The following is a 25,558-nucleotide window of genomic DNA, read 5'->3' as shown; positions in this document are numbered from 1 at the left end:
GTGAGGGTTATGACCGGTGAGGTGGAACTGCGCACCCTGCTGCACACGATCGGCGCGCCGCTGGCACGCCTGATCACCACGGGGAAAACCTCGGTTCGGCTCCGTGCGAGCGCGGTGATCGAAGCCGACGAGCTGCGCACCCGCAGCATCCCCGATGCCGACGTGCTGCTGCTGATCGGCGTTCGTGATGCGGACCTTGCGTCCCTCGTGCCGCTGGCCCCCGAGGGCAGCGTACTCTTTGTGAAGCTGGCGGGGGAGCCGGTCGAGGCGATCGGTGCCGCCCAGGAGCGCGGCGTCCACCTTGTCCGAGTGCATCCCGACGCCGGCTGGGACCAGCTGGCCGGGCTCGTGCAGCGGGTGCTCGGGCATGCCGCGCTCCCTGATCCTGCCCGTGGTGAGGACGCCGCAGACCTGTTTGCGCTGGCCGAATCGGTGGCCGCCCAGGTGCGCGGACTGGTGAGCATCGAGGGGCCCGGCGGCGAGGTGCTCGCCTACTCGCGTGCGGTGGCCGGGGCGGATGAGCTGCGGATATCCTCGATCCTCGGTCGGCGCGGTCCCGCCGCCCAGATGCGCCGGCTCAGCGACGAGGGTGTGCTGAGCGCGCTGGCCCGGGAAGACACCGTGGTGCAGGTCCCGGCAACCGCCGATGGGCTGCGTCAGGAGCGCCTCGCCGTGGGCATCCACGACGGGGGCGAATTCCTCGGCACCCTCTGGATTCAGCGCGGAGTTGTCCCCTTTGCCCCCGATGCTCGCGACCTGCTGCCCGGTGCCGCTCGGCTCGCGGTGCGCGGGTTGCGTGGCCGCCCCGGAGGACCTGGGCTGGAGGAGCGCCTGGTTCGGGAGGGCCTGGGACTGGGCGCCCCCGGAACCGAACCCACGGTCACCGACCGTTATGCACTGGCGAGTCTGCTGGATCCGCGCGGAAACGAGTTCCTTGCGGTGATTGGCTTCGCTCCGGACGTAGCCACCGGGCTCGAAGAAAGCGCGGTGGCCGCCCTCACCGGATACCTGCGCCTCTCGGCGTCCAGCGATCGCCGCCGGATCGTGATGGGCACCCATCGTGGACGGCTGTACGCGATCATCACCGGAACCGACCCCGACCGCCTGACCGAGTGGACCGAAACCGCCCTGGCCAGTGTGCGCTCACGCCTGACCGGTGCGCTGCACGCGGGCATCGCCGAGGCCGAGGGCGGGTTCGCGACGCTACCCGAGGCGCGTCTCAGCGTGGACCATCTGCTGGACACCGTCGCCCGCGACCCGGCACGATTCCCCGCGGTGGTCACCCGATCGGGACTGCGCTCGGACGTACTCCTGGGGGAGGTGACCGGCTGGCTGTCCTCCCGCCCGGATCTGCGCGATCCGCGGCTGGAAGCGCTGCGCGCGCACGATGCCACCCACGAGGGTGCGCTGATCCCCAGCATTCGCGCCTATCTCGACGCGTTTTCCGATGTGCGCTATGCCGCCGATCGGCTGGGCATCCACCCCAATACACTCCGCTACCGCCTGACCCGGGCGCAGCAGATCAGCGGGCTGGACCTGGCCGATGCGGCGACCCGGTTGATGACCGCGCTCCTGCTGCGGCTTCCCGCCGCCGAGGAGGAGGCGCGCTAAACGAGACCCTGAACCTACTCGGTCGGGGCCACGGGCTCCTGCGGCGCGGGCGGTGCCTCGGTCAGCAGCGGCAGTTCGACGCGGAAGGTCGCGCCGCCGCCGGGGGTCTCCGAGACGGTGACCGTGCCGTGGTGCGCGCCGATGATCGAGGCGACGATCGCCAGCCCGAGGCCGCTACCGCCGGTCTCGCGGGTGCGCGAGGTGTCGGCACGCCAGAAGCGCTGGAAGATTTTCTCCCGCAGCTGTTCGGGGATTCCATCACCGTGATCGATGATCGCGATCGATGCGCGTCGGGTTTCCGGGTTGGCCGAGACACCGATCTCGATCGGCGAGGAGGTGTCGGTAAAACGCAGCGCGTTGCCCATCAGGTTGGTGACCACCTGGCGGATCTTGTTCTCCTCGGCCAGCACGATCGCCGGGGTCTCCAGGGTGGGAACCGAGGACGGTGCGGGAACCGGTGATTCGGGCACCTCGGTGGCGACCGGTCCGGTGTTCCGGCGCGGACGACGTGCACGCAGTCGGGACACCAGGGAGGTGGGGGAGGTGAACGGACCCGAGCCGTCGCCGCGCACCCGGGAGAGCGGACCGGTACCGGTCCGCACCCTGCCCGTGGTGGTGGGAACCTCGGTCGCCGGCAGGTCGATGACCCGGGTGGGGTCTACCTGGGGGATCGCAGTCTCATCCAGCGGCGGACGGGTGAGTGAGGGTTCGCCACCCGGCAGAATCTCGCCGGTTGGGGAAGTATTTGCCGTGTTGGGTCGAGGTGACGCGCCCGCGGGGAGTGCGGGCCGCGGCGGCGTGGCCACCGGATATGCCTCGGCGGGAAGCGGGACGGGGCTCACCGGGACATACTCGTCGACCACGAGGGTCACCGTGCGTCCCTGATCGGCCGCACGAGCGTCCATCACCGCGTCGCGGGCCAGCGCCGAGAGATCCAGGCGGCCGAGGTTGAGCGGCTTGGTTTCGTCCAGGCGGGCGAGTTCCAGCAGGTCCTCCACCAGGCCACCCATGCGGATGGCCTCCTTTTCGATGCGCTCCATCGCCTGGCTGACGTCCTCCGAGGATTGCAGCGCGCCCATCCGATACAGCTCGGCATATCCGCGCACGGTGACCAGCGGGGTGCGCAGCTCATGGCTCGCATCGCCCACAAAGCGGCGCATCTGGCCGATGGTTTTGGCGCGGTCGGAGAAGGCTTGGTCGATGCGATCCAGCATCGTATTGAGGGAGCGGCTGAGCCTGCCCACCTCGGTATTGGGGGTGGTGACCGCCAATCGTTGGCTGAAATCGCCCCCGGCAATGGCTGCGGCCGTGTGTTCCACCTCACGCAGCGGGGTGAAGGTGGAGGTCACCAGCAGGCGGGTCAGCGCGGCCCCAAACAGGATCACCGCAAGGCCCAGCCCAAAGAAGATGGTGAGGTAGGTCGCGATGATGTTCTCGGCCTCGCGGGTGCTCGTGGCCACGAGCATCACACCCTGCTCCTCGGGGCCGTCCTTGTACCAGACGGGGATCAGGACGGCGCGGAAGTGGGTGGACCCGTTGGCGCTGTCTAGTGCGAAGGGCGCACGGCCGCGCGAGAGTGCATCCTGGAGGTGAATGTTGTTGGGAATCTTGGGCACCACGCTGGGCGACTTATCGCTCCAGTTGGTCTGCACGAGTTTGCCATCATCGGGCCAGTAGAACGCGAAGTAGTAGTCGTTCGCGGTGGTCGACAGGCCGCCGGAGGAGGTGGATGACTGGTCGATCTTGCCAAACGTGGCCATCGACTCGGCCGCGGCCTTGAGCCGCTCATCCACCTGCCCCTGCAGTGCCGGACGCAGCATCGCCATGGTTCCGATTCCCGCAACGAGAATGCCGAAGGCCAGCACCAGAACGGTGACCCCGGTGATCTTGGTACGCAGCGAGATCGAGTGCCACCACTCGCTGAGGGAATCGTGCATGGAGATGAGCTGTTACACCTTCGAAGTCTTGAGCATGTATCCAAAACCGCGCTTGGTCTGGATCAGGGGCTCCGCAGAGTACTGGTCGAGCTTGCGCCGCAGGTAGGAGATGTAGCTCTCCACGATGCCGGCGTCGCCGTTAAAATCGTACTCCCAAACGTGGTCCAGAATCTGTGCCTTGCTGAGAACCCGGTTGGGGTTCAGCATGAGGTAGCGCAGCAGCTTGAATTCGGTGGGGCTCAGCTCGATCGGGGTGTCGCCGACGAGGACCTCGTGGGTGTCCTGATCCATGGTGAGCTCGCCGGTGCGGATGATCGCATCCTCGTCGGCCTGCATGGTGCGGCGGAGGATCGCCTTGATTCGAGCGACGATCTCGTCGAGGCTGAAGGGCTTGGTGACGTAGTCGTCGCCGCCCACGGTGAGCCCGGTGATCTTGTCCTCGGTGTCATCCTTTGCGGTGAGGAAGAGGATGGGGGCGGTGTACCCGGCGGCGCGGAGGCGCTTGGTTACGCCGAAGCCGTTCATATCCGGGAGCATGACGTCGAGGATCATCAGGTCGGGCTCCTCCTCCAGGACGGCGGAGATAGCCTGAGCACCGTTTCCTACGGCGCGGACCGCGAAGCCTGCAAAACGCAGGCTGGTGGTCAGCAGGTCGCGAATGTTGGGTTCGTCATCAACGATAAGAATTCTGGGTCCGGTCATGTGCCCAGTATCTGCACAGTTCCTGAAAGAAGTCTGAACGTTGTCGGGATGTCTGGGGATTCCCACCCGGGATTCGGCCGCACCAGGGGCTTCGCACACACAGGCGTGCCCCCGCCGAAGAAACGGCGAGGGCACGTGACACAGGTGAGGCTACACCCAGGCGGGGACGTCGCTGAGCTCGGGGGAATCCGAGTCCAGGATCGTATACGAGTAGCCCTGCTCGGCGAGGAAGCGCTGACGGTTCAGCGCGAAGTCCTGGTCCAGGGTGTCCCGGGCCACCAGCGTATAGAAATGGGCGGTCTTCTTGACCGACTTCGGACGCAGCAGACGGCCCAGGCGCTGGGCCTCCTCCTGCCGGGATCCAAACGCGCCGGACACCTGAATCGCGACCGAAGCCTCGGGCAGATCCACCGAGAAGTTGGCGACCTTGGAAACCACCAGGACGTCCGAAACACCGTCGCGGAACTCCTGGAACAGGCGCTCACGCTCATCCACCGGGGTCGAGCCGGTGAGCTGGGGAACCCCGAGCGAGGTGGCGATGTGATCGATCTGGTCGAGGTACTGGCCGATGATCAGGATCCGCTCACCCTTGTGCTTCTTGAGGATGCGGTTCACAATTGGCAGCTTGGCCTCGGCGGTGGCCGCCAGACGGTAGCGCTCCTCGTCCGCGGCGGCGGCGTAGGCCATCCGGTCCTCATAGGGCAGGTCGACGCGTACCTCGAAGCACGCGGCGGGGGAGATGAAGCCCTGGGCCTCGATCTCCTTCCAGGGGGCGTCGAAACGCTTGGGACCGATCAGGCTGAAGACGTCGCCCTCGCGGCCGTCCTCGCGCACCAGGGTTGCGGTGAGGCCCAGGCGGCGGCGGGCCTGCAGCTCGGCGGTCAGCTTGAACACCGGCGCGGGCAGCAGGTGCACCTCGTCATAGACCACGAGGCCCCAGTCCAGCGCATCCAGCAGAGCCAGGTGCGCGTACTCGCCCTTTCGGCGGGCGGTGAGGATCTGATAGGTCGCGATGGTGACCGGCTTGATCTCCTTGGTCGCGCCGGAGTACTCACCGATCTCCTCGGGGGTGAGGCTGGTACGGCGCAGCAGCTCGTCGCGCCACTGGCGCGCGGAGACCGTGTTGGTGACCAGGATCAGGGTGTTGGTTTTGGCGGTGGCCATCGCGCCGGCACCCACCAGGGTCTTGCCGGCACCACAGGGCAGCACCACCACGCCCGAGCCGCCATCAAAGAAGTTGTCGATCGCCTTCTGCTGGTAGCCGCGCAGCTCCCAGCCGTCGGTGGCCAGATCGATCTGGTGTGGGGTACCGGGGGTGTAGCCGGCGAGGTCTTCGGCGGGCCAGCCGAGCTTAACCAGGTCCTGCTTCAGCTGACCGCGCGCCCACGGCTCTACCAGGTAGACCCCGGCTTCCGGGTGTCCCACCAGGAGGGGCTGGATGCGCTTGGCATGGGAGACCTCGCGCAGCACCGCCGCATCGTCGGAGCGCAGGATCAGCTCCCCCTCCTCGTTGCGGTCGATGACCAGGCGGCCGTAGCGGGAGACCGTCTCGGCGATGTCCATGGTGACGCTCGGCGGAATGGCGAACTTGGAATAGCGTTCCAGGGTCGCGATCATGTCCTCACCGGTGTGCCCGGCGGCGCGAGCGTTCCAGAGTCCTAGTCGGGTGATTCGATAGGTGTGGATGTGTTCGGGGGCACGTTCGAGTTCGGCAAAGACCGCGAGCTCGTGGCGCGCATCTTCGGCCTGGGGGTGGGCGACTTCGAGGAGTACCGTGCGGTCGCTTTGAACGATGAGGGGGCCGTCTGACATAACCGCCAAGTCTACCCGCCTTTCCCGAGTCTGGGGAGGCGGACATGGCAAACGGGTGTGGTTCTCGCTCCCCGCGAACATCGGGAAGCCCGCACCAAGGTTGGGACTAGACCTCGGAGACCGTGGTGATGTTGGCGATCGGGAAGGTGCGCTCGGTATCGGCGGCTTTATCCAGCCCGCGGAGGCGTCCGCCGGAGATTCCGGTGGGTTCCAGCAGGAAGGTGAAGTCGCCGTGTCCGGGCATATGAACGGTGATGTTCAGGGTTTCACGGGCGCGCAGGGCGGTAGCCAGGCGTCGAGTCAGCCAGGCGGCATCGGTTTCGGTGGGGGTATCCCGGGCGGCGGAGGTGAGGACATCGATCAGCGGACGGTAGTCGGTTTCGGCGACGATCGCGACGGGTGCCACACGGCGCCTGGGCCGTCGTACGGCACCATCCACGGTGTGCGCCACCACCGGATAGCGGGCATCGGTCAGCGCCCAAAACACCACATCCGGGTCGAACCGGGAGTGCGCCGTGACGGCCGAATCCCGGTGCAGTGCGAGGGCGGCGAGGTTGCGATCCACGAGCATCTGATCGAGCAGGGGCGACTCGGTCACCGTGAGAGCGCTCTGGCCCGATTCCGGCCGGAGAATCAGCGAACCAAACCGCTCGCCGCCTCGGGTAATGAGGTAGCGCACGGGCTGAGGAATCCCGGTGAGTGAGATCTGTTCGAGGAAGGTCGAGATTTCTTCGGCCGTGATTCCGGCGCTTAACCCGCGGATGATGCTGGCGTCGCTCAGGCGGTAGGTCGAAGCTTCGGCCCGGTTTTCCAGGTCGGCGAATCCACGCAGCGTGCGCTCCAGGTGTGGTGCCAGGGTTCCGGGGATGATGATGCTGAGATCGTGCTGGAGGTAGACGCCGGTGATCGGGGCGGGGAACGCGTCGGTGAGGACCTCGGCCAGCGTGTCGGGAGACACCAGGATGCGGGCACCGGGGATTGTGAGCCGTCCGTGTGAGAGAACCCCGAGGATCTCGCCACTGGTGAGCCGCTGCGCGAAGGTGGCGCGCAGCGGGTCGGTAGCCGCGGGGAATCCTGCCTCGAGGAGCGTGGCAAACGGCGCATTGATGCGCGCGAGTGAGGCGATGCCCGCGGGGAAACCGGCGGCCCAGGCCTCGGCCAGAACACGCCACCGGCTGGGGGTATCGAGCCCGAGCCAGGATTCACCGGCTTCCGTCGGGACCCAGCCGTCGCGGGTGAGCGTGACCAGCTGAGCATCGGCGGCGAGGGACATCAGCGCGGGAATGAGCTCGGGGTCGAGGCCCAATTCGGTGCCGAGGCGTCGCAGCTCGGGTTGGGCAAGGCCGCCACGCAGCAGCTCCCGAGCCGGGGTATCGCCCAGTCCAATGACCAGCTCGCTGAGGGCGCGCTCGCCGCGGGCAAGACGTCCGGCGGGGGCGGGAGCGGGATCCTCGGCCGGATCTGAGTCGGGCAGCACCGCCGCCTCGGTGCTGATCTCGCGGGCGAGCCGGGTCACGGTTTCCAAAAAGACGGGGGTGTTGTCGGGTACGGCCAGGAGTGCTCGCTCGGACAGCTCGATGGTCAGCGCCGCGGACAGCGTCTGTGCACTCGCGGTGGCCAGCGCGTTGATGCGTTCCCGATCCAGCGGGGAGAGCGCCGCGCGCAGCGAATCCTCGGCCAGGAGCAGCTCGGCGAGGTCAAAAAAGTCGGTGAGCTTCGCGGAGGGGGAAACGCGACGCAGTCGAAGGAGGACATCTAGGTCGGTTTCGGTGCGCGCGGAGAGCGCTCCCGCGAGAACTCGGAGGTCGGCGACGCGAGGTTGCACGATGGGGGTCAGCTCCCGTTTTCGGAGCGTACTGCCTTCTCATTTGCGGCCGCGCGGCCTCGACTGCCGATAAAGATCAGCACAAAGACGATGATGAACGCCGCCGGCAGACCCACCCACGGCACAAACGCGATGACGCGCCAGAGCGGAGTATCAAAAGATTCGGGGGTCATTCCATTGGAGGAACCGATGATGATGGCGAAAAACGAGATGATCGCCGCCGCCACAAACACCAGTAGGAGGTAGGCAAGGACGCGCTCGGTACGGGACACGCTGCGGGGCTCTTCGATCGTCACTCCCCAAGGATAACCCGCACCGGGGTGCCGAGGCGAACGTCACGGTCCCGCCAATTCCAGAAAACCACTGGGATCACGGGTAAGCTGGGGCCGTGAACAACCCGTTCACGGCGGCGTCCAGCGATGCCCACCCAGACACAGTGGATCGCCCGTGGCGATCCGCGCAACTCAGCGAGGTTTTCCCATGCCCACCGGCAAGGTCAAGTTCTACGACGATGACAAGGGTTTCGGCTTCATCGCCAGCGATGATGGCCAGGAGGTGTTCCTGCACGCTTCGGCGCTGCCCGAGGGCGTGAGCTCGGTCAAGCCCGGCAGCCGGCTGGAGTTTGGAATTGCGGCGGGAAAACGTGGAGCGCAGGCGCTCTCGGTCCGGCTGCTCGAGGCTCCGCCGAGCCTGGCGCGGATGAAGCGAAAGAACGCCGACGATATGGCGATCATCATCGAGGACGTGGTGAAGGTTCTGGACGGCGTGGGTTCCAACCTGCGCAAGGGCCGCTATCCCGAGGGCTCACAGGCCAAGCTGGTCGCCCAGGCGCTGCGCCGGGTGGCCGACGAGCTCGACGCCTAGGCACGAGCGACCCCAATTTTCCGCCAGCGAGCGGCACCCAAGAGCAAGGAACACCCAGTGACTTCAGAAACCGACAACCTCGAGCACGACGCTAACGTGCACACCGACGGTACGACGGACACTGTGCCCGCGCAGCGGGCAGACGCCCGGTTGGCGGATGTCGAACTGGCGCAGACCCTGAACTCGGTGCGCGCCACCGAGGCGTCAACCGAGCCCGAGGCACCGGCGGCGCAGGATGTCGCCGATGGGGCCGTGCCCGCCGTCGCGAACGCGGCACCCTCCGAGGTTTCGGAGAGCGCGGAAGATTCGGAGGAGGACGGCGCAGAGGAGACCCCGGTGGTGTTCGAAGCCGATCCGGTCTTGGCGGTAGCCGTGGATGTGTCGCGGGCTGCGCTGCTGGAGGTCATCCCCGAGGCTCAGGTGGGACGTCACATCGGTCACCGGGTCGAGGGCGAGCGAGTCCTGTCGATGCTGTTCGAGAACCGCCTTCCGGGCTACCCGGGATGGCTCTGGAACGTCACGATTGCTCGCGTGGACGAGAGCGCCGAGCCCAACGTCCTTGAGGTGTCCCTGATCCCCGCCGACGGTGCCCTGCTCTCGCCCGAGTGGGTGCCGTGGTCCGAGCGTCTGGCCGAGTATCGTGCGAGCCAGGCCGCCGCCGCGGCGGCCGAGGCCGAGCTTGCCCAGCTGCGTGCGGAGTCCGGCGAGGAAGACGACCACGACGATGACGATGATCACGACGATGATGATGACGACGACGAGTTCGACGAGCACGGCCGTCGCGTCCACGGCGGCGACATCGACGGCGTGGACGTCGACCAGGTGCAGGACGAACACGAGTCGGATGACGACGACGATGACGACGAGGATGAGTTCTCCGACCAGAACTTCGACGCCGACGACTCGGATGACTCCGAGCCCCGAGCCTCCGCGGGGCGCACTGGCGGTCGCAGCCGCAATCGCCGTGCGCGTCACGCCACCGGCGACGAGGATATCTACGGTGACCTGGTTGAGGATGAGGACGACGAGGGTCCCGCGTCCTTCCGCTAGCCCCACATCCCATCGCGGCGCACTCAGATTGTGCTGACCACCCAACCGGAATCCCCCGCGGGCATCGCCCCGGGGGATTTCGGTGGTTTGGGTACCAGCACCGGGATCTACAGCTCGGACGACTCGGGCATCGTGTCCCCCACCGCCCGCGGGTGCCCACCATAGAAATCCTCCACTCGCCGCAGCGCGGCGGCGGGATCGCGCAGCAGTTCGCGTTCGTCCGGGTGCTCCCAAAAATACCGAACCGTCCAATACAGGACATTGACGTCGGTTGCGGTGAGCTGCGTATTCACAGCAACCTGATCATGCCCAAACTCGGTGAGGTAGAGCCAGATACCGGCCTTGGCATGAGGAAGGTTTCGATGCTCTCTTTTTGGGCGTTTGGGAACCACTGCGGCGTCTACTCGGTAGAGGGCGCTCCATGCAATGTTGACCCGTTCGCCGCCGCGCACTCCGTATATTCCGTGCGGCGTCAAGGTGAGGCCGGGGGCACGGAACTGACGGCGAAGCGTCTCTACGAGGAAGGCGACACCCAGAAATACCATAAAAAAGACCCGAATGCGCCACAACCAATACCCCCTCTGCTCGCTGAGTATCTCCATGACTGGCCATCCGACTGCCGTCACCAGCGTGTAGGCATAGGGTGCCCAGAATCGGTCTTGTCGTGGGGCAAAACGCAGGTGCCCGGTTTTTGTCGAAAACCGCGCAGTGTGTCGATGTGGACGGTGCGCAACAGTTTCGCTGTACCAGGCCAGGATCCCCGCAAAAAGCATGACGTAGATGTTGAACCAGAAGCGGTGTGGATTCTGCTCGGTCAGTGCACTGATTAGGCTCAGCCCAAAGAGCACCCCGACGATTACGAGGACGACGATCAGCTTAGGGTCTCGCCTATCAATCCGTATGGGAATGAAACGGGGAGGAAGAGCGCTCAGCTCAAGGCGTCGGTATCTCATGAGCGTGGAAATACGATCCTTGGCAGCGCGATTCCGCTGCCGGCAACAGTGCTGGAGTTCCAGTATGCGTAGGGTAGTTCATGATCGATCGTTTCTCGTGTGGTCTCAGGAACCACCTTCTGATACTCGTCTTGAAGGTAGTTCGCTAGGACCGCCGAGCTCACCACCACGACGGGAACTCCGGCGAGTGGGCCGAGGCCCAACACTTCTACACCAGCGCCAGCCACAGCTGCGCCTGCGGCTCCGCCCAGCAGTCCCACCCCCACCACGTCCGCGGGAGTGCCGGTGGCCAGGTCCAGGGTCGAGGTGACCACGGTGATGGTGGCCCCGCCAAAACGCAGATAGCGGCCAATCTTTACCCCCTCCTCGATCTGCGCGTTCAGGCCCGCTGTGACCGAGTCGATCCGGTCGGCCTCGATAAACCGGGCCAGGCCCTGTGGGTTGGCGGTCACGGCCTCCTCGGCGACTCGTTTCAACGACGCGCGTAGTCCGTCCAATGCGGTATTACGAGTCTGGGTTCCGGCCTCGAACCCCGCCGAGGCAAACAGGTCCACGTTGGCCGCGCGGAGCGTGTCCCAGACCTGTGCCAGGACCGATAATCTTTCCTCTCCGTCTAGCAGTGGAGGGATGTTGTCCTGAACCCACTGATCGTGTTCGCTCCACCACTGCCGCATCGCGGTGCTGATACGGGCGTATTCCGCGGCCTGTTTCCAGTAGGTCTTGGCAGCGACCACCTTTTCCTGTGGGGGCGGTGGGGGCGGGGTGGCGAAACAGTCCACCGGGAGCGGGCTTACCGGTGCTTGGATGTAACGGCCGCCGGTCACAACCAGGTCGGCGGTGTGGGCGTCTTCTGCGAGGTGGGTCGAGCGGGTGTGTCCGAGTTCGAGGAGCTCGGCATAGTCGTTCAGGGTTTTGCCTGCCAGATTGACGTAGTCCTCGACCGGCCAGAGGGCGCTCAATGCGTCGCCGAGCTTGGTGCGGAACGCGTCACCGGCCTCGCCCTCGAACCCCTGAGCCGAGGAGGATCGGGTGCCGCGGAGGGCATCGCTTGCCGCGCGCAGTCCGGCGCTGAGTGTCTGGGTGAACCAGGCAGCCAGGGTGCGTATCGAGGTGGGTTCCCCGGGGATGTCCAGATCGATCCGGTTCATAGCCGGTTCATCTCCCGTGCCAGTCGACCAATCTCCACCCGATGCCTGTCCTCGGCACGCTCCATCGCGACGAGCACCTCGCCGGACGCAGCCGAGAGCCCATACAGAATCAGGATCAGGTAGTTCGCGGCATCGGCGGCTGCCGCGGCGATCAGTACCGCTTCCGCCGTGATCTGCCCGGCGGATATGCCCCCGGGAACCGCTCGGCCGGCGCGATCCAAGGCATCGGCGGCCGCATCGAGATCGCCTTGGATCTGGACGAAGCGTTCGGGATCGGCGGAAATGAGCATCAGGGTGCTCCCGTGATCCCCGGCACCGGCTGATCCAGAATCAGCACGCTGAATCCCGATTCCTTCTGCAACAGCGCGAGCGCGTCGGTGGGCAACACGATCCATGAGGCCCGCGCACCGCAGTGTTGTACCAGCCGATCCAGCGCGGTGAACGCAAACAGTGCGCGCTTGCCGGAGCGTGTGGTGCCCACGATCACCCGTGGTTCCTCGGTGGTCTCTGTTGCCCGGTGCACGGGGAGGTATAACACCGGGGGAATGATCACGCCCTGCTCGTTCATCGCTGCCTCCTTTACTTGGCAGGGACGCTAACAGGTCCCGGTGACCCATAGCCCTAGACGGCTTCGTGAAACGCCTCCTAGCCGCGGAATCTCGCGTCTCATCGCTCGCTCATGATCGCGGACACGTGGGACATGATTCGCAAGCTCGAGCGTGATGGCCCGTACACCACAACGGCCTCCGCATCCCGGAGGATGCGGAGGCCGTGAGAAGAGCAGATCCGCTTAGAGGGCACCCACCACGTAGTCGATGCTTGCGGTCAATGCGCGCACATCGTCGGGGTCGATCGCGGTGAAGGTCGCCACGCGCAGCTGGTTGCGGCCGAGCTTGCGGTAGGGCTCGGTGTCCACGATGCCGTTGGCGCGCAGTACCTTGGCCACGGCGGCGGCATCGATGCTGTCATCGAAGTCGATGGTGGCCACGACCTGCGAGCGGTGCTCGGGGTTTGCCACGAACGGGGTGGTGAAGGAGTTCTTCTCGGCCCACTCGTACAGGTGTCCCGAGGACTCCTGGGTGCGGGCGTCGGCCCAGGCGAGTCCGCCGTTGGCGTTCATCCACTGCACCTGGCTGTCCATCAGCACCAGGGTGCTGAGCGCCGGGGTGTTCAGCGTCTGGTTCAGGCGCGAGTTGGTGACGGCGTTGGCCAGCGAGAGGAACTCGGGGATGTAACGGCCCGATGCGGCGATGCGCTCGATGCGCTCGATCGCGGCGGGGGAGACCACGGCGAACCACAGGCCACCGTCGGAGGCGAAGTTCTTCTGCGGGGCGAAGTAGTAGACGTCGGCCTGAGCGGTGTCGAAGTTGATACCACCGGCGGCGCTGGTGGCGTCGATCACCGTGAGCGCGCCGGCGTCGCCGTGCACGCGGGTGACCGGGGCCGAAACACCGGTCGAGGTCTCGTTGTGCGGCCAGGCGTAAACGTCCACGCCCTCCACGGCCTCAAAGTCGCTGCGCGACCCGCCCGGTGCGGTGCGCACATCCGGGGTCTGCAGCCAGGGGGCGGCGGCCGCGGCGGCGAACTTCGAGCCAAACTCACCGAAGCTCAGCAGCTGGGCGCGGTTCTCGATCAGGCCGAACGAGGCGGCATCCCAGAATGCGGTCGATCCACCGTTGCCGAGGATGATCTCGTAACCCTCGGGCAGCGAGAAGAGCGAGGCCAGACCATCGCGGACGCGGCCCACGAGGTTCTTGACCGGTGCCTGCCGGTGGCTGGTACCGAGCAGTTCGGATCCGGCAGCCAGCAGGGCGGCGCTCTGCTCGGGGCGGATCTTGGACGGGCCGCAACCAAAGCGGCCGTCGGCGGGCAGGAGGTTGGAGGGGATCGTAATCTCAGGCATAACCAGATTCTAGAGCGGAGAAAGGGGGTGCGTCAGCGATGTTGTTGTCGTTCGTCACAGATATGGTTAGAAGTGCACGGAACAACCGTTGCACGGCGAGGCGCTCCGGTATGTTCCCAGCAAGGAACGGCTAAGCTAAGTGCGACCCCCGAGGGCTAGTAGGGAGACCCAATGACCGATCTCATTGACACCACTGAAATGTATCTGCGAACCATCCTCGATCTCGAAGAAGAGAACATCGTGCCGCTTCGCGCGCGTATTTCCGAGCGACTCGGGCACTCCGGGCCGACGGTTTCGCAGACGGTTGGCCGGATGGAGCGCGATGGACTCGTGGTTGTCTCGGGCGATCGTCACCTGGAGCTGACCACCGAGGGCCGTCGCAAGGCCGTCCAGGTCATGCGCAAGCACCGCCTGGCCGAGCGTCTGCTCAGCGACGTCATTGGACTCGAGTGGGAACTCGTGCACGATGAGGCCTGTCGCTGGGAGCACGTGATGAGCGAGCAGGTGGAGCGCAAGCTGCTTGAGGTCCTGGACCACCCCACCGAGTCGCCCTACGGCAACCCGATCCCCGGTCTTGCTGACCTGGGTGGCCCCGAGGCTGTGTCCTTCACCGAGGGTGTCTCCAGCCTGGTCCAGCTCGTGGCCGACACCACCACCCCGGTCAGCGCGCGCATTCGCCGCCTGAGCGAGCCGGTGCAGTTTGAGCCGGAGTTGCTGCTGCAGCTCAAGCAGGCCGGTGTGATGCCCGGACAGACCGGAACCTTCACCTCCGCAGGCTCCTACGTTCTGGTACGAGTTGAAGGTTTTGGTGACGGATTGGAACTTCCCACCGAGGTGGCCGCACACATTTACGCCGAGGCGCTCTAACCCGCGCTATTCCGGCGATCCAACGCCCCCGCCACGAAATGTGGCGGGGGTTTTGCGTTGTAGGGAAATCATAAAAAGACTGTTGGACGTTACCAATTTGTTAGAAATATCCCTCTGGAAGATGACAACCGCTCTAATCTCGCGTACTGTCGGTTGAGTCCGATGGTTAAACCCAGACCGCAGGACCCATCATGAGGCGCTCTCCCGTTCGTCTCCTCATGATCGAGACTCCAAGTATTCTTGAAGTAGACGAACGGTGAAATCGTGCCTGGCACGGTCGCCGTCGGGAGGCGCCGGAGGAAGTCACTTTGACTGAAGCAGGAAACAACGAGTCGAACGCAGACTCATTGACCGCGGCTCGTTCGCAGACGCTCAGCCGTCGAGAGACCCGACTCGCACGTGAAGCTCAGGCTCCCGAGCCGACGCTCACCCGCACCGTCCAGACCAACGTACCGACCGCTCCGCGTCGTCGTTGGGGTTCCACGCTCGCCGTGGCCCTGGCAGTTCCGGCACTGTTTGGAACCGTTGCCCTCCCCGCATACGCCGCAGGTCTGCCCGGCCAGAAGGACCCCTCCTCGGGGAACACCGCCGCTGGCAACCCGCAGAGCTTCGCCGTCGACTCGGCCGTGGCCGAGACCGCCGACCTGGCCCGCGACGGCTTTGACGCCACCAGCTCCGCCGAGCTGGCAGCCAACGCCGCCGCCCGCGATCAGGCTCAGCGCACCGCAGATGCTGCCGCAAGCCGCGCAGCCTTTGCCGCCAACCAGACCGCATACACCGGCCCCTCGGCCGATCAGCTGCTGTCCTCCAACGCGCCGACCCCGTCCTACAGCCTGTCCGCTGTCTTCAGCGAGGCGCTCAAGTACCAGGGCGTTCCCTACGTCCTCGGCGGTGCGACCCCGGCCGGCTTTGACTGCTCCGGTTTTGTGAAGTACGTCTTCGCCAAGTTTGGTATCGGCCTTCCCCACAACGCGGACACTCAGGGTCGCATGGGAACCAAGATCAACGTCGCCGACGCCGTCCCCGGAGACCTCGTGGTCAGCGCCGGACACATCGGTTTCTACGCCGGTAACGGCATGATCCTGCACGCATCGCGTCCGGGTGTGCCGCTGCGGATCGGTCCGATCTACGCAAAGAGCTGGTCGATCGTTCGGATCGCGGGCTAAGCTTCCTTCTTTGTTCATCGGAATTGGCGCAATTTCTTCGGAAATTGCGCCAATTCTGTATTAGGGTGAGGTCGTTACCCGTTGTAAGGAGCGGAAGCACATGATCCGAATACCCGGAGTCCGACCCACGGACGTTCCTGGTGTGCAGGAGAGTGTGTTTACCTTCCGGAGTGGGGTGGGTAGCCACCCCGAGTTTTGGCGCTGTCGTAATGACAGCGCCATTTTTGTTTTCCGGGGAAACCATGTCTTGCTCGGGGCTGTTGTCGAATTACCTAGAAGCCGTCCAGGCCATTCGCGAGGGAGAACCACTCATGCGCACACTCATTTTGAACGCGGGATACGAACCGCTCGGGATCGTCTCGTTTAGACGAGCACTCGTGCTGGTCATGAACAATAAGGCCACGGTGCTCGAGGTTGATATCGAACACCCGGTCTGGACCTCGGAGGCGGAATACGCCCGCCCCCTGGTGATCGTCTTAGGAACCTATGTGCGTCTCCCTCGGGTGCGTCGGGTGCCGGTGAGTCGGCGTGGTGTGCTGCGCCGGGATGACTTCCGCTGCGCCTACTGCGGAGCCTCGGCAAACACCATCGATCACGTGATTCCCCGCTCCCGCGGCGGTGCCGGCAGTTGGGAGAACCTGGTGGCCTGCTGCATGCGCTGCAATAATCTCAAGGCCGATCGGACTCCGCGTGAAATGGGCTGGAGTCTCAACGCCGCCCCGCGGCCGCCTCGCGGACCCTCCTGGACCGTGCGCGGTGCCGATCGCGCCGTCCCGTCCTGGGAACCGTATCTGGAAAGTCACCTCGCCGCCTAGCGACTGCGCACTCACGGCCGGACCCCCGCACGGGGTCCGGCCGTGAGTGCGTGTGAGGCACACGAGTTTTGCATCGAGACGCGCCGACATACCAAATGCTTGCCAAGTTACTTACAGGCCAGTAACCTTAAGTCAACGCACACGCGCAGAGACGCACGGAAGGCGACGCAACGATGCCCACAACACCTCAGGTTCTCCCGACCCATCGGGACGGAACCACCCTCGACGAGCTGATCGCCCGGATCCCGCTTGAGCAGCGGATCACACTGCTCACCGGCATGACCTCCTGGCGTCTGACCCCGATCACCGAGATCGGCCTTGATTCCGTTGTGGTATCCGATGGTCCCGTGGGTGTGCGTGGCACCGGGGAAACCCCGGGGGAGACCTCGATCCTGCTGCCCTCGCCCAGCGCGCTGAGCGCCCTGTGGGATCCCCAGCGTGCCCGTGCGGTGGGAAATCTGTTTGCTCGCGAGGCCCGTCGTCACGGCGTGGATGTGGTCCTTGCCCCGCAGGTTAACATCCAGCGCACCCCGGTGGGCGGCCGTCACTTCGAGTGCTTCGCCGAGGACCCGCTGCTCACCGCCGAGGTGGGATCCGCCGTGGTCCAGGGTCTGCAGGAGTGCGGCGTGGCCGCATGCCTCAAGCACTATGTGGCCAATGATTCCGAGACCAAGCGCACCGAGTACGTTTCCGAGGTGGATGAGCGCACGCTGCGCGAGGTCTACCTGGCCCCGTTTGAGCACGCGGTACGCGAGGTTGGCGTCTGGTCCATCATGGCCGCCTATAACGGCGTGGATGACGGGACCGAGGCCGCCCCGATGACCGAGCACTCGCACCTGCTGCGCGATGTCCTCAAGGATGAACTCGGGTTTGATGGCACCGTGATCAGTGACTGGATGGCCACCAACACCACGGTGGAATCCGCCACAGGCGGGCTCGACATCGTGATGCCCGGTCCCGGTGGTCCCTGGGCCGAAAACCTGCTGGCTGCCGTGCGCGCGGGTGAGGTGTCCGAGGAGATCATCAACGACAAGGTGCGCCGCATTCTGCTGATGGCTGCTCGCGTGGGTAAGCTGGCCGGCTTCGATGCACCCGACGTGCCCGCGGGCCTGGATGAGGTCGAGGATGACGCCCGCATGGCCCGCGAACTTGCGGCGGCCGGTACCGTGGTGCTGCGCCGGCCCGACGCCGGACTGCCCACCCTGGTGGACGGGGAATCGATCGCCCTGATCGGTCCGAATGCCGCGCGCACCCACGTCCTGGGTGGGGGCAGCTCTACCGTGCACCCGGCCCGGGTGCAGGAGATTCACGACGGTCTGACCGAGGCGTTCCCGAACAGCAACGTGACCCTGAGCCGCGGTGGCGACAGTCGTCGCTATGCCCCCACGATCCCGGTCCTGGCCGGACTCACCGGTTTTGTTGACGCGTCCGGAAACCCGACCGTGCCCGGTGCCGGCATCGTCACGGTCACCCAGCTGGATGCCGCCGGCGAGGTCCTCGGACACCGCGAGATGGTCGAGTGGGAGGGCTGGGAGCGTGTCACCGACGATCGCATCGACACCGTCGTGGTGGAAACGCGCATCCTGCTGGATGAGCCGGGCCCACACAGTCTCGAAGTGGGGACCGTGGGTGCCTACCGAATCATCGTGGACGGCGAACTGATCGCCGAAAGCACCACCCCCGCCGGGGCCGAGGTTGTGCTGGACTCCAGCGTCAACAACCCGCCGAGCATCGTCACCAAGGGTCACGTCACCGAACCGCGCGTGGCGGTCCTGCGGGCCGAACTCAAGGTTGTGCACGCCGGCGGCTATGGCGAGTTTGTGCGCGCCGAGTTCCGCCACCGCACCCCCAGCGAGGATGCCGACCTGGAGATTTCGACCGCCGTGGATGCCGCCCGCGCCGCGCAGCGCGCCGTGCTGGTTGTGGGAACCAATGAGGAGGTCGAATCCGAGGGCTGGGATCGGACGACCCTGTCCCTACCCGGTCGGCAGGATGAACTGGTGCGCCGCGTGCTCGCGGTTGCGCCGGACACGATCATTGTGGTGAACGCCGGAGCGCCGGTGCTGTTGCCGTGGCTGGAGGATGCCCAGACGGTCCTGTGGGCCTGGTTCCCTGGACAGGAAGCCGGCGGAGCTCTCGCCGATGTACTGGCCGGTCGGGCCGAACCGCAGGGCCGCCTACCGTGGACCCTGCCCGCGGACGAGGCCAGCGTGCCCGTGCCGCATGCGATCCCCAACGAACAGGGTCGGATCGACTATGCCGAGGGTGTCCACGTGGGTTACCGTGGCTGGCTGCGTGCCGGTGCGACCCCGGCGTTGCCGTTTGGATTTGGTCGCGGATGGACCGACTGGAGCTATCGCGAGCTGGGTGTTCCGCGCCCGGCCGCGGATGGTTCGGTGGAGGTCGACGTGGTGATTGAAAACGTCGGTGCACGCACCGGCCGTGAGGTGGTTCAGGTCTATCTGGAACCGCCGGTTGAGACCCCCGAGGGTGAGCGTCCAGTACGCTGGCTCGCCGGGTTCGGCGCCGGCACCGTGGCCGCGGGGGATCGCGCCACGGTGACCGTGCGCATTCCTGCCCGCGCCTTCGAGGTGTGGAGTGTCGCCGAGGCCGGCTGGGTCCGCCCGGGCGGCACCTATCGCCTGGTCGCGGGCTCCAATGTGGACCAGACGCCGTTGGAAACACGCCTGGATGTGGCGGAGCGCGGACGGTAAATCCTCCGTCCTGGTGTGTACGGGGGATGGATCGGGGTTCACCCGGATGCAAACTCACAATTGGGTTCGTTATTGTAGTGGGGACCGGTGTGACCGGATCACCAACCGCATGATGTGAAAGGCCCCGCGATGAGTGGCACCGAGCCGACCCCCGAGGGCACCCCGCCGACCCCGCCAGGGGGTGTGTATCCGCCGAATCTGCCGCCGTATGGATATCCGCCGCAGGGACCAGCCACCCACGCGTATGCGTATCCCGAACACACGGCACCGCTAGTAGCCTCCCGGCCCGCGCCCGAGGCGCTGACCATCGTCGCGTTCATCCTGGCTTTTGTGCTGGCTCCGATCGGATTGGTGCTGGGCATCGTGCAGACCGTGCGCGAGCGAGCCGCTCGCGGGCGCGCCTCCGGGCTTGCCGTGGGATCGATCTGGGTGGGGGCGGCGATCAGCGTGCTCACGTTTGCGTCTGGCATCCTGCTGATGCTGTCCTTCTTTGCTTTTGGCGGGTACCTCATCAACAACGGTGTAGACGTCGATTCGATCCCGGAGCAAGCACCCCGTACGGATACGGTGACGGCGGAGTTCTGTGACGGTGCACAGGATCTCGTTCCGCTGCGTGAGCCGCTGGACAGCCTGGATGCCGACGGCTATGCCGAGCATGTGGGCGACGGGGGCGTGTATCGCGCCGAAACCGAGTTCATGATTGAGCTTGCCACCGCGGGTGAGTCGCTCTGGGATTCTGCCCCCAGCTCGATCATCGGATCGGTGGAAACCCTGATCGATGCATCCTGGTACAGCGCCGAGGGGTTCGAGGGGGCCGCACCGTTTGATCCGCAGGACCTGCACGATGCTCAGAGCGCCGCGGCCGAGGTTACGGACTTCGCCGCCGCGCACTGCACCACGCCCTAAGCGCCGGCACAAGCCGGTTCCTTCTGCGCGTCGAGCGCGGTCCTGGGCTAACATGGACACGGTCATCCAGTTTTCGGGGATGACGCTGTGCCAGCCTCTGTAGCTCAATGGAAGAGCAACTCCGTCCTAAGGAGCAGGTTGGGGGTTCGAGTCCCTCCAGGGGCACCAACATGTAACACCGAGAAACCGGGCTTTGGCCCGGTTTTTTGTTTTCCGCGGGTGATAAAGGGGGAGAATCCGCTCCGCTCCGGATAATCGCGCGTCCCCCAAAAGGACGACACGCCCGGGGAGGCCGAGAGGTTTTGCGAGGCTAACGGGGGTTTTGTATATCGCGGGTAAAAGTACCCTAGGCTCTCTGGGAGTCCGTGCGCCGTGATCCCGAATATCACGCACACATACCCCGGGCTTACCTCCCCCCAAGAAAGTACATACCCCCATATGAGTCATGCCCTCGTGCACACGAGGGCGCGTTCCAGCGCGCCCAAAATGTCCCGACGCATTGCCGCGATTATCGCCGGTGTCGTCTCCGTTCTGCTGGTAGTCACCGGCGTGAGCATGCCCGCATTTGCCGCCGGTGAACCGGTTGTGAAGATCACCCTTCCCAAGACCGGCAGCGCGGGTAGCCAGAACGGCACCCCCGTGTTCGAGCCGGGGAAGGACTATACGCTGGCGTTTGGTTACAGCGATATGGCGGATGGCCAGGTCGTGACCGTCAAGCTTCCCGAGGGTGTGATCATCCCCGAGAGTGCACTCGTGGTTCCCGCGGGAAACACTGCGATCAAGTCCTACACGCTGGATGGCAAGGGCAACCTGCTGGTGACCTTCGCGGACAAGATCCCCGAGGACCGGGTCCAGGGAACCTTCCAGATCAACTTCCAGTACACCGAGGTACTGACCTCGCGTGAGGTCACCGACACCTGGCTGGTGGATGGTAAGCCGACCTCGTCGACGGTGGTTGTGAAAAAGACCGGTGACCAGTTCACCAACATCGATAATTCAGCCAAGAAGAGCATCGGGAGCTTCTCTTGGCCGGGTATCAGCATTAACGCCGAGGGACAGGTTGTCCTGAGTCCCGATTTCGCGAACGCGCAAATCCCCTATTCGGTTGTTGTTCGCAGCAAGGATGCGCGCTCCCCGCTGACCATCACCGACACGTTCTCGGACAGCCTGGTGCTGGTGGGAAACCCCACAGCCAAGCTGGTCACCTGGGACGCCAAGGGGATGAACCGTACCGAGCAGGCGGCTCCGTCGGGAAGCACCACGAAGCCCACCGCCTCCTCGTTTGTGTACACGACGCAGGCCCCGGCAAACTCCGAGCTGACCCTGACCTACAACCTGAAGATCAAGGACGCCGCCGCGCTGGAGAGCATCCGCGCAAGCCTGCAGGCTCAGTACGATGCCCGCGACGTGAGTGAAAACGCGGAGCTTAAGGTTTCGCTGCCGAACACCGCCAAGGTGACCGGGGGTACCACGCATGAGTCCAGCGCCAACATCGACATCAAGACCACCATCGGCGGCATCGGTGCCTTCGACAAGTGGTCGGATATTCCGCGCGACTTCCCGGTGACCTTCAAGGAGGGCACCCGCCAGCTGGACCCCACCGTTCCGGTGACCTACACCCTGCGCGCGGACCTGAACCAGCTCAAGTCGCTGGAGAACACCAAGTACAAGCTCAACCAGAACGTCGTGATCTCCGATGATCTGCCCGAGCAGCTGCGCTGGTTGGACTCGGACAACGCGTTCATCACCGCGTCAAACGGAACCAAGATTCTCCCCGCCGCCAACTTCACGGGCAACGCCACCGCGTTTGCCGCCGACACCTTTGTGAACCAGTACGCCGTGCTGGGGAACAAGCTGCTGATCAACGTGGGCATGAACCCGACCCTGAACGTGGAGATCAAGGTCAAGGCCGAGCTCCTCACCCTCGCGGGTAACGGGGTTAACCTCATCAACAAGCCGGGCTGGATCCCCACGGCCCAGGAACTCTACGTTGGCCCGACCAACCGCGCGTCGTTCACCTACTCGAACAACGCCGATGCCAAGTCGATCGTTAAGTCGCATGAGCACGCGTTTGTGATCGAGAAGGACCGCGAGTTCCCGCTGGATGACGCCGACACCTTCACCAAGAAGAACCTCAGCGGTGACGCCCAGGTGCAGCCGGGTCAGCCGATCGCTCTGACCTACGAGTTCGCCGTGAAGCGTCACGCCGGCGATGCCCGCAAGTCGAAGATCGTGGACCAGATCGACCACAACGTCTTTGACGTGACCCCCGAAACCCTGCCCGCGATCCAGCGCAGCATCGAGGTCACCCGCGAGGGTGCCCGCGCCGATGATTCGGTGACCGCGGTCATCGCCCCCAACGGCGACCTGGAGTTTGTGGCATCGGCAAAGCTTGCGGCCGCACCGAACGCCGATAACCGCGCGTTCACGCTGCGGGTTACCCTGCCGGTCAAGGCCCTGGTGGGCAAGGACACCGTCGCCGTGGATAACTCGGCCGCCTACGTGGGTGCCTCCAACCAGTTTGTCTACGACTCGAGCTTCTCCTCCTCGGCCACCTCGTTTGGTGACGAGCTGGAGCTCACCAAGACGCTCTACAACCCCAAGACCGACTCGTACACCAAGTCGCTGCGCGTCGAGATGGACGCCGACGGCAAGATGATGAACGACTCGTTCATCTACCGGGTGCGCATGGTCCCGCACGGCAAGTTCGACGCAATGGTGTCGGACGTCAAGGACGTGCTGCCTAAGTCGCTCGAGTTCCTCGGTTTCGTCAAGCCCGACCAGGTCAAGAACGGTACCACCGAGAAGGTATCCTCGGACACCTACCGGATCCCCGGGTCCAGCATCGACACGAAGTACGACGCCGACGCCAACACGATCGCGATTACCGCGGGCGCACTGCCCGGGGGCAAGGCCGTGGACCTGTTCTTCAAGGTCAAGGTGAAGGAGTTCACTCCGGACATCGGCATCACCAACTCGATCGGCCGCATCTCGGCCACGATCGTGCCCTCGAACGCCTACCCGCTGAACGTCTCCAAGGTGGACTCGGTCGACTCCGACGTATCCATCACCGACGAGAGCGCACGCTTCGAGGTGCGCAATGAGGCCGGCGAGGTCGTCGTCAAGAACGTCTACGTGGTGGATGGAAAGCTCGTCACCAAGGGCGATGACACCCACCCGCACCGCTCGGTAACCGTCAAGGAGCCCGGCAAGTACACCGTCGTGGAGACCAAGGCCCCCAAGGGCTACCTGCTCTCCTCCGTGCCGGTCGCCCTGACCATCGACGAGGACGGCGTTCAGTCCCCGGGCGAGGCCAAGATGGTTAACGTTTCGGCGGGACCGATGGTCTCCGTGGGTGACTACGTCTGGCTGGACACCAACCGCAACGGCATCCAGGACGGTTCGGAAACCGGCATCGCGGGTGTCAAGCTCGTGGTGGTGGGACCCGGCGACGCCGCGGTAACCGACGTCTACGGAACCCCCGTCGGACCGCAGATCACCGATGCCAAGGGTAAGTACTCCTTCGACAACCTTCCGACGCTGCCCGCGGGCCAGCACTACACCGTGAAGATCGTTCAGGACGATGCGGACACCATCGCGGCGCTGGACGGCCTCGTGCCGACCAAGGCCGAGCAGGGGACCGACCGTGCCAAGGACTCCTCGACCTGGACCGCGACCTCGCGTGACCTGGTCAACGGTGGCGAGCGTGACGACACCCTCGACTTCGGATTTGTCACCAAGTCCTATGCGATCGGTGACTACGTCTGGATCGACACCAACCGCGACGGCAAGCAGGATGCCACCGAGCCGGCCCTCGCCGGTGTCACGGTCATCCTGACCGATGTCGACGGCAAGAAGATCGCTGAAACCACCACCAACGAGGCGGGCAAGTACCTCTTCGATGGTCTGGCCGCGGGCGACTACAAGGTGCGCTTTGTCCTGACCGACGAGCAGGCCGCGATCTACACCTTCACCACGCAGAACGCCGAGGGCACCACCGGTGCCACCGGTTCGGATGCCGATCCGAAGGGCTGGACCGCTCAGATCACCCTGAACGATGCCAACACCGCGCTCACCACGAGCTACGCGGATGCCGAGCTCTCGGCCACGCAGGGTATCGACCCGACCTGGGATGCCGGTGTGGTGCGCAAGAGCGTATCCGTGGGTGACTTCGTCTGGGCCGACACCAACCGTGACGGCATTCAGGACGGCGACGAGCCCGGTATCGCCGGGGTTGTGCTGAAGCTGACCGACGCCACGGGCAACCCGGTCACCGACGTGTTCGGTAACCCCGTCGGACCGGTCACCACCAACGCCGAGGGTAAGTACACCTTCGCCAACCTGCCCTCGCTGCCCGCCGGCGAGTCGTACACGGTGACGATCGTCGCCGACGACCCCTCGACCGTGGCCGCGCTGAAGGACTTTGTTCCGACCAAGGCCGGCGCGGGTACTGACCCGGCACAGGACTCCTCCACCGGATCCGCCACCTCCGGCGACCTGGTGAACGACGGCGACAAGGACCTGACCCTCGACTTCGGATTCGTTCGCAAGAGCGTTTCCGTGGGTGACTTCGTCTGGGCCGACACCAACCGTGACGGCATCCAGGACGAGGGCGAGCCCGGTATCCCCGGTGTCAAGCTGGAACTGGTGGGACCCAACGGTGCCGCGGTAACCGACATCTTTGGCAACGTGGTTGTCCCGACCGTGACCGACGAGAACGGCAAGTACTCCTTCGAGAACCTGCCGGCTCTGGAGGCCGGTCAGTCCTACACCGTCAAGATTGTGCGTGACGATGAGGGCACCCTGAAGGCTCTGGCCCCCTACGTGCCGACCCTGGTTGGTGCCGGTGAGGACCGGGAGCTGGACTCCTCCGAGTGGACCGCAACCTCGGGTGACCTGGTCACCAACGGTGCCAAGGACCTCTCGCTGGACTTCGGTTTCGTGCGCAAGAGCGTGTCCGTGGGTGACTTCGTCTGGCTTGATCTGAACCGCGACGGCATCCAGGACGAGGGTGAGCCCGGAATTCAGGGTGTCAAGCTCGAACTGGTGGGTCCGGACGGCAAGGCCGTGACCAACGTCTTCGGCGAGGCCGTCGAGCCGACCATCACCGACGACTACGGACACTACTCGTTCGACAACCTGCCGGCTCTGCAGCCGGGAGAGTCCTACACCGTCAAGGTTGTACGCGATGACGAGGGAACCCAGGCGGCGCTGAAGCACTTTGTGCCGACGATCGCCGGTGCCGGTGATGACCGTGCCCAGGACTCCTCCAGCTGGGAGGCCGC

19 protein-coding genes and 1 tRNA gene are annotated in these 25,558 nt (G+C 65.2%); 10 read left to right on the top strand and 10 right to left on the bottom strand.

The features are described from left to right. Nucleotides 1-9: 9 nt before the first annotated feature. Entirely contained in the window at nt 10-1,611 is a 1,602-nt protein-coding gene (locus D9V34_RS02260; protein WP_121687333.1) for a PucR family transcriptional regulator, read from the top strand. Nucleotides 1,612-1,625: 14 nt separating this feature from the next. Here D9V34_RS02260 and D9V34_RS02255 read toward each other — a convergent pair whose 3' ends face one another. The 5 genes from D9V34_RS02255 to D9V34_RS02235 all read right to left on the bottom strand — a co-directional run bounded on the left by D9V34_RS02255 (nt 1,626) and on the right by D9V34_RS02235 (nt 8,183). Further along, nucleotides 1,626-3,548 (bottom strand): sensor histidine kinase, encoded by a 1,923-nt coding sequence (locus D9V34_RS02255; RefSeq protein ID WP_121687332.1) that lies wholly within the window; start codon nt 3,546-3,548, stop codon nt 1,626-1,628. A 12-nt stretch (nt 3,549-3,560) separates the two neighbouring features. Further along, nucleotides 3,561-4,250 (bottom strand): response regulator transcription factor, encoded by a 690-nt coding sequence (locus D9V34_RS02250; RefSeq protein WP_030148243.1) that lies wholly within the window; start codon nt 4,248-4,250, stop codon nt 3,561-3,563. Nucleotides 4,251-4,400: 150 nt separating this feature from the next. Next, on the bottom strand, nt 4,401-6,062 hold the full coding sequence (locus D9V34_RS02245; protein WP_121687331.1) for a DNA repair helicase XPB: 1,662 nt from the start codon (nt 6,060-6,062) through the stop codon (nt 4,401-4,403). A 106-nt stretch (nt 6,063-6,168) separates the two neighbouring features. After that, a complete protein-coding gene (locus D9V34_RS02240; protein ID WP_121687330.1) occupies nt 6,169-7,887 on the bottom strand; it encodes a helicase-associated domain-containing protein in 1,719 nt (572 codons plus the stop codon). A gap of 8 nt (nt 7,888-7,895) precedes the next feature. Then, nucleotides 7,896-8,183 carry a hypothetical protein gene (locus D9V34_RS02235; protein ID WP_147441595.1) on the bottom strand — a complete coding sequence of 96 codons (288 nt, stop codon included), beginning with the start codon at nt 8,181-8,183 and terminating at the stop codon, nt 7,896-7,898. A 184-nt stretch (nt 8,184-8,367) separates the two neighbouring features. Between D9V34_RS02235 and D9V34_RS02230 the strand changes: the two genes are divergently transcribed. Together D9V34_RS02230 and D9V34_RS02225 are read left to right on the top strand one after the other, a co-directional pair. Continuing rightward, nucleotides 8,368-8,751, top strand: a complete 384-nt coding sequence (locus D9V34_RS02230) for a cold-shock protein (protein ID WP_121687328.1) — start codon at nt 8,368-8,370, stop codon at nt 8,749-8,751. 57 nt (nt 8,752-8,808) lie between these two features. Further along, nucleotides 8,809-9,801, top strand: a complete 993-nt coding sequence (locus tag D9V34_RS02225; RefSeq protein WP_245991832.1) for a DUF3027 domain-containing protein — start codon at nt 8,809-8,811, stop codon at nt 9,799-9,801. A gap of 107 nt (nt 9,802-9,908) precedes the next feature. On the opposite strand, the gene D9V34_RS02220 is transcribed toward D9V34_RS02225, so the two are convergent. The 5 genes from D9V34_RS02220 to serC all read right to left on the bottom strand — a co-directional run bounded on the left by D9V34_RS02220 (nt 9,909) and on the right by serC (nt 13,805). Beyond that, on the bottom strand, nt 9,909-10,649 hold the full coding sequence (locus D9V34_RS02220) for a hypothetical protein (RefSeq protein ID WP_147441594.1): 741 nt from the start codon (nt 10,647-10,649) through the stop codon (nt 9,909-9,911). Nucleotides 10,650-10,750: 101 nt separating this feature from the next. Further along, nucleotides 10,751-11,902, bottom strand: coding sequence for a hypothetical protein (locus tag D9V34_RS02215; RefSeq protein WP_121687326.1), 1,152 nt, complete (start codon nt 11,900-11,902; stop codon nt 10,751-10,753). Next, entirely contained in the window at nt 11,899-12,192 is a 294-nt protein-coding gene (locus tag D9V34_RS02210) for a hypothetical protein (RefSeq protein WP_121687325.1), read from the bottom strand. Before D9V34_RS02210 ends, D9V34_RS02215 begins: the two co-directional genes overlap by 4 nt. Continuing rightward, the gene (locus D9V34_RS02205; RefSeq protein WP_121687324.1) at nt 12,192-12,470 is read right to left on the bottom strand and encodes an SAV_915 family protein; all 279 of its coding nucleotides are present in this window, start codon (nt 12,468-12,470) and stop codon (nt 12,192-12,194) included. The genes D9V34_RS02210 and D9V34_RS02205 overlap by 1 nt, the downstream gene beginning before the upstream one ends. Nucleotides 12,471-12,692: 222 nt before the next feature. Continuing rightward, nucleotides 12,693-13,805 carry a phosphoserine transaminase gene (serC, locus tag D9V34_RS02200; protein WP_121687323.1) on the bottom strand — a complete coding sequence of 371 codons (1,113 nt, stop codon included), beginning with the start codon at nt 13,803-13,805 and terminating at the stop codon, nt 12,693-12,695. A gap of 171 nt (nt 13,806-13,976) precedes the next feature. On the opposite strand from serC, the gene D9V34_RS02195 reads away from it, so the two are divergent. From D9V34_RS02195 to D9V34_RS02165, 7 genes are all read left to right on the top strand, one after another. Further along, the gene (locus D9V34_RS02195) at nt 13,977-14,672 is read left to right on the top strand and encodes an iron-dependent transcriptional repressor DtxR (protein WP_121687322.1); all 696 of its coding nucleotides are present in this window, start codon (nt 13,977-13,979) and stop codon (nt 14,670-14,672) included. 308 nt (nt 14,673-14,980) lie between these two features. Beyond that, nucleotides 14,981-15,838: a C40 family peptidase gene (locus tag D9V34_RS02190; RefSeq protein WP_121687321.1), complete on the top strand. Its 858-nt coding sequence runs from the start codon at nt 14,981-14,983 to the stop codon at nt 15,836-15,838. A gap of 311 nt (nt 15,839-16,149) precedes the next feature. After that, entirely contained in the window at nt 16,150-16,653 is a 504-nt protein-coding gene (locus D9V34_RS02185) for an HNH endonuclease (RefSeq protein ID WP_121687320.1), read from the top strand. Nucleotides 16,654-16,826: 173 nt separating this feature from the next. After that, complete coding sequence (locus D9V34_RS02180; RefSeq protein ID WP_121687319.1) at nt 16,827-19,367, top strand: beta-glucosidase family protein; 2,541 nt, start codon at nt 16,827-16,829, stop codon at nt 19,365-19,367. Between the two features lie 129 nt (nt 19,368-19,496). After that, nucleotides 19,497-20,273, top strand: a complete 777-nt coding sequence (locus tag D9V34_RS02175; protein ID WP_121687318.1) for a DUF4190 domain-containing protein — start codon at nt 19,497-19,499, stop codon at nt 20,271-20,273. A 93-nt stretch (nt 20,274-20,366) separates the two neighbouring features. Next, a tRNA-Arg gene (locus tag D9V34_RS02170) sits at nt 20,367-20,441 on the top strand. A gap of 318 nt (nt 20,442-20,759) precedes the next feature. Next, nucleotides 20,760-25,558 (top strand): SdrD B-like domain-containing protein (locus D9V34_RS02165; protein ID WP_183091807.1); only part of this gene is annotated, 4,799 nt, incomplete at its 3' end.

It is taken from the genome of Mycetocola lacteus (genome assembly GCF_003667575.1).
Lineage (GTDB): Bacteria > Actinomycetota > Actinomycetes > Actinomycetales > Microbacteriaceae > Mycetocola > Mycetocola lacteus.
This window is presented reverse-complemented; position numbering and strand designations above follow the sequence as displayed.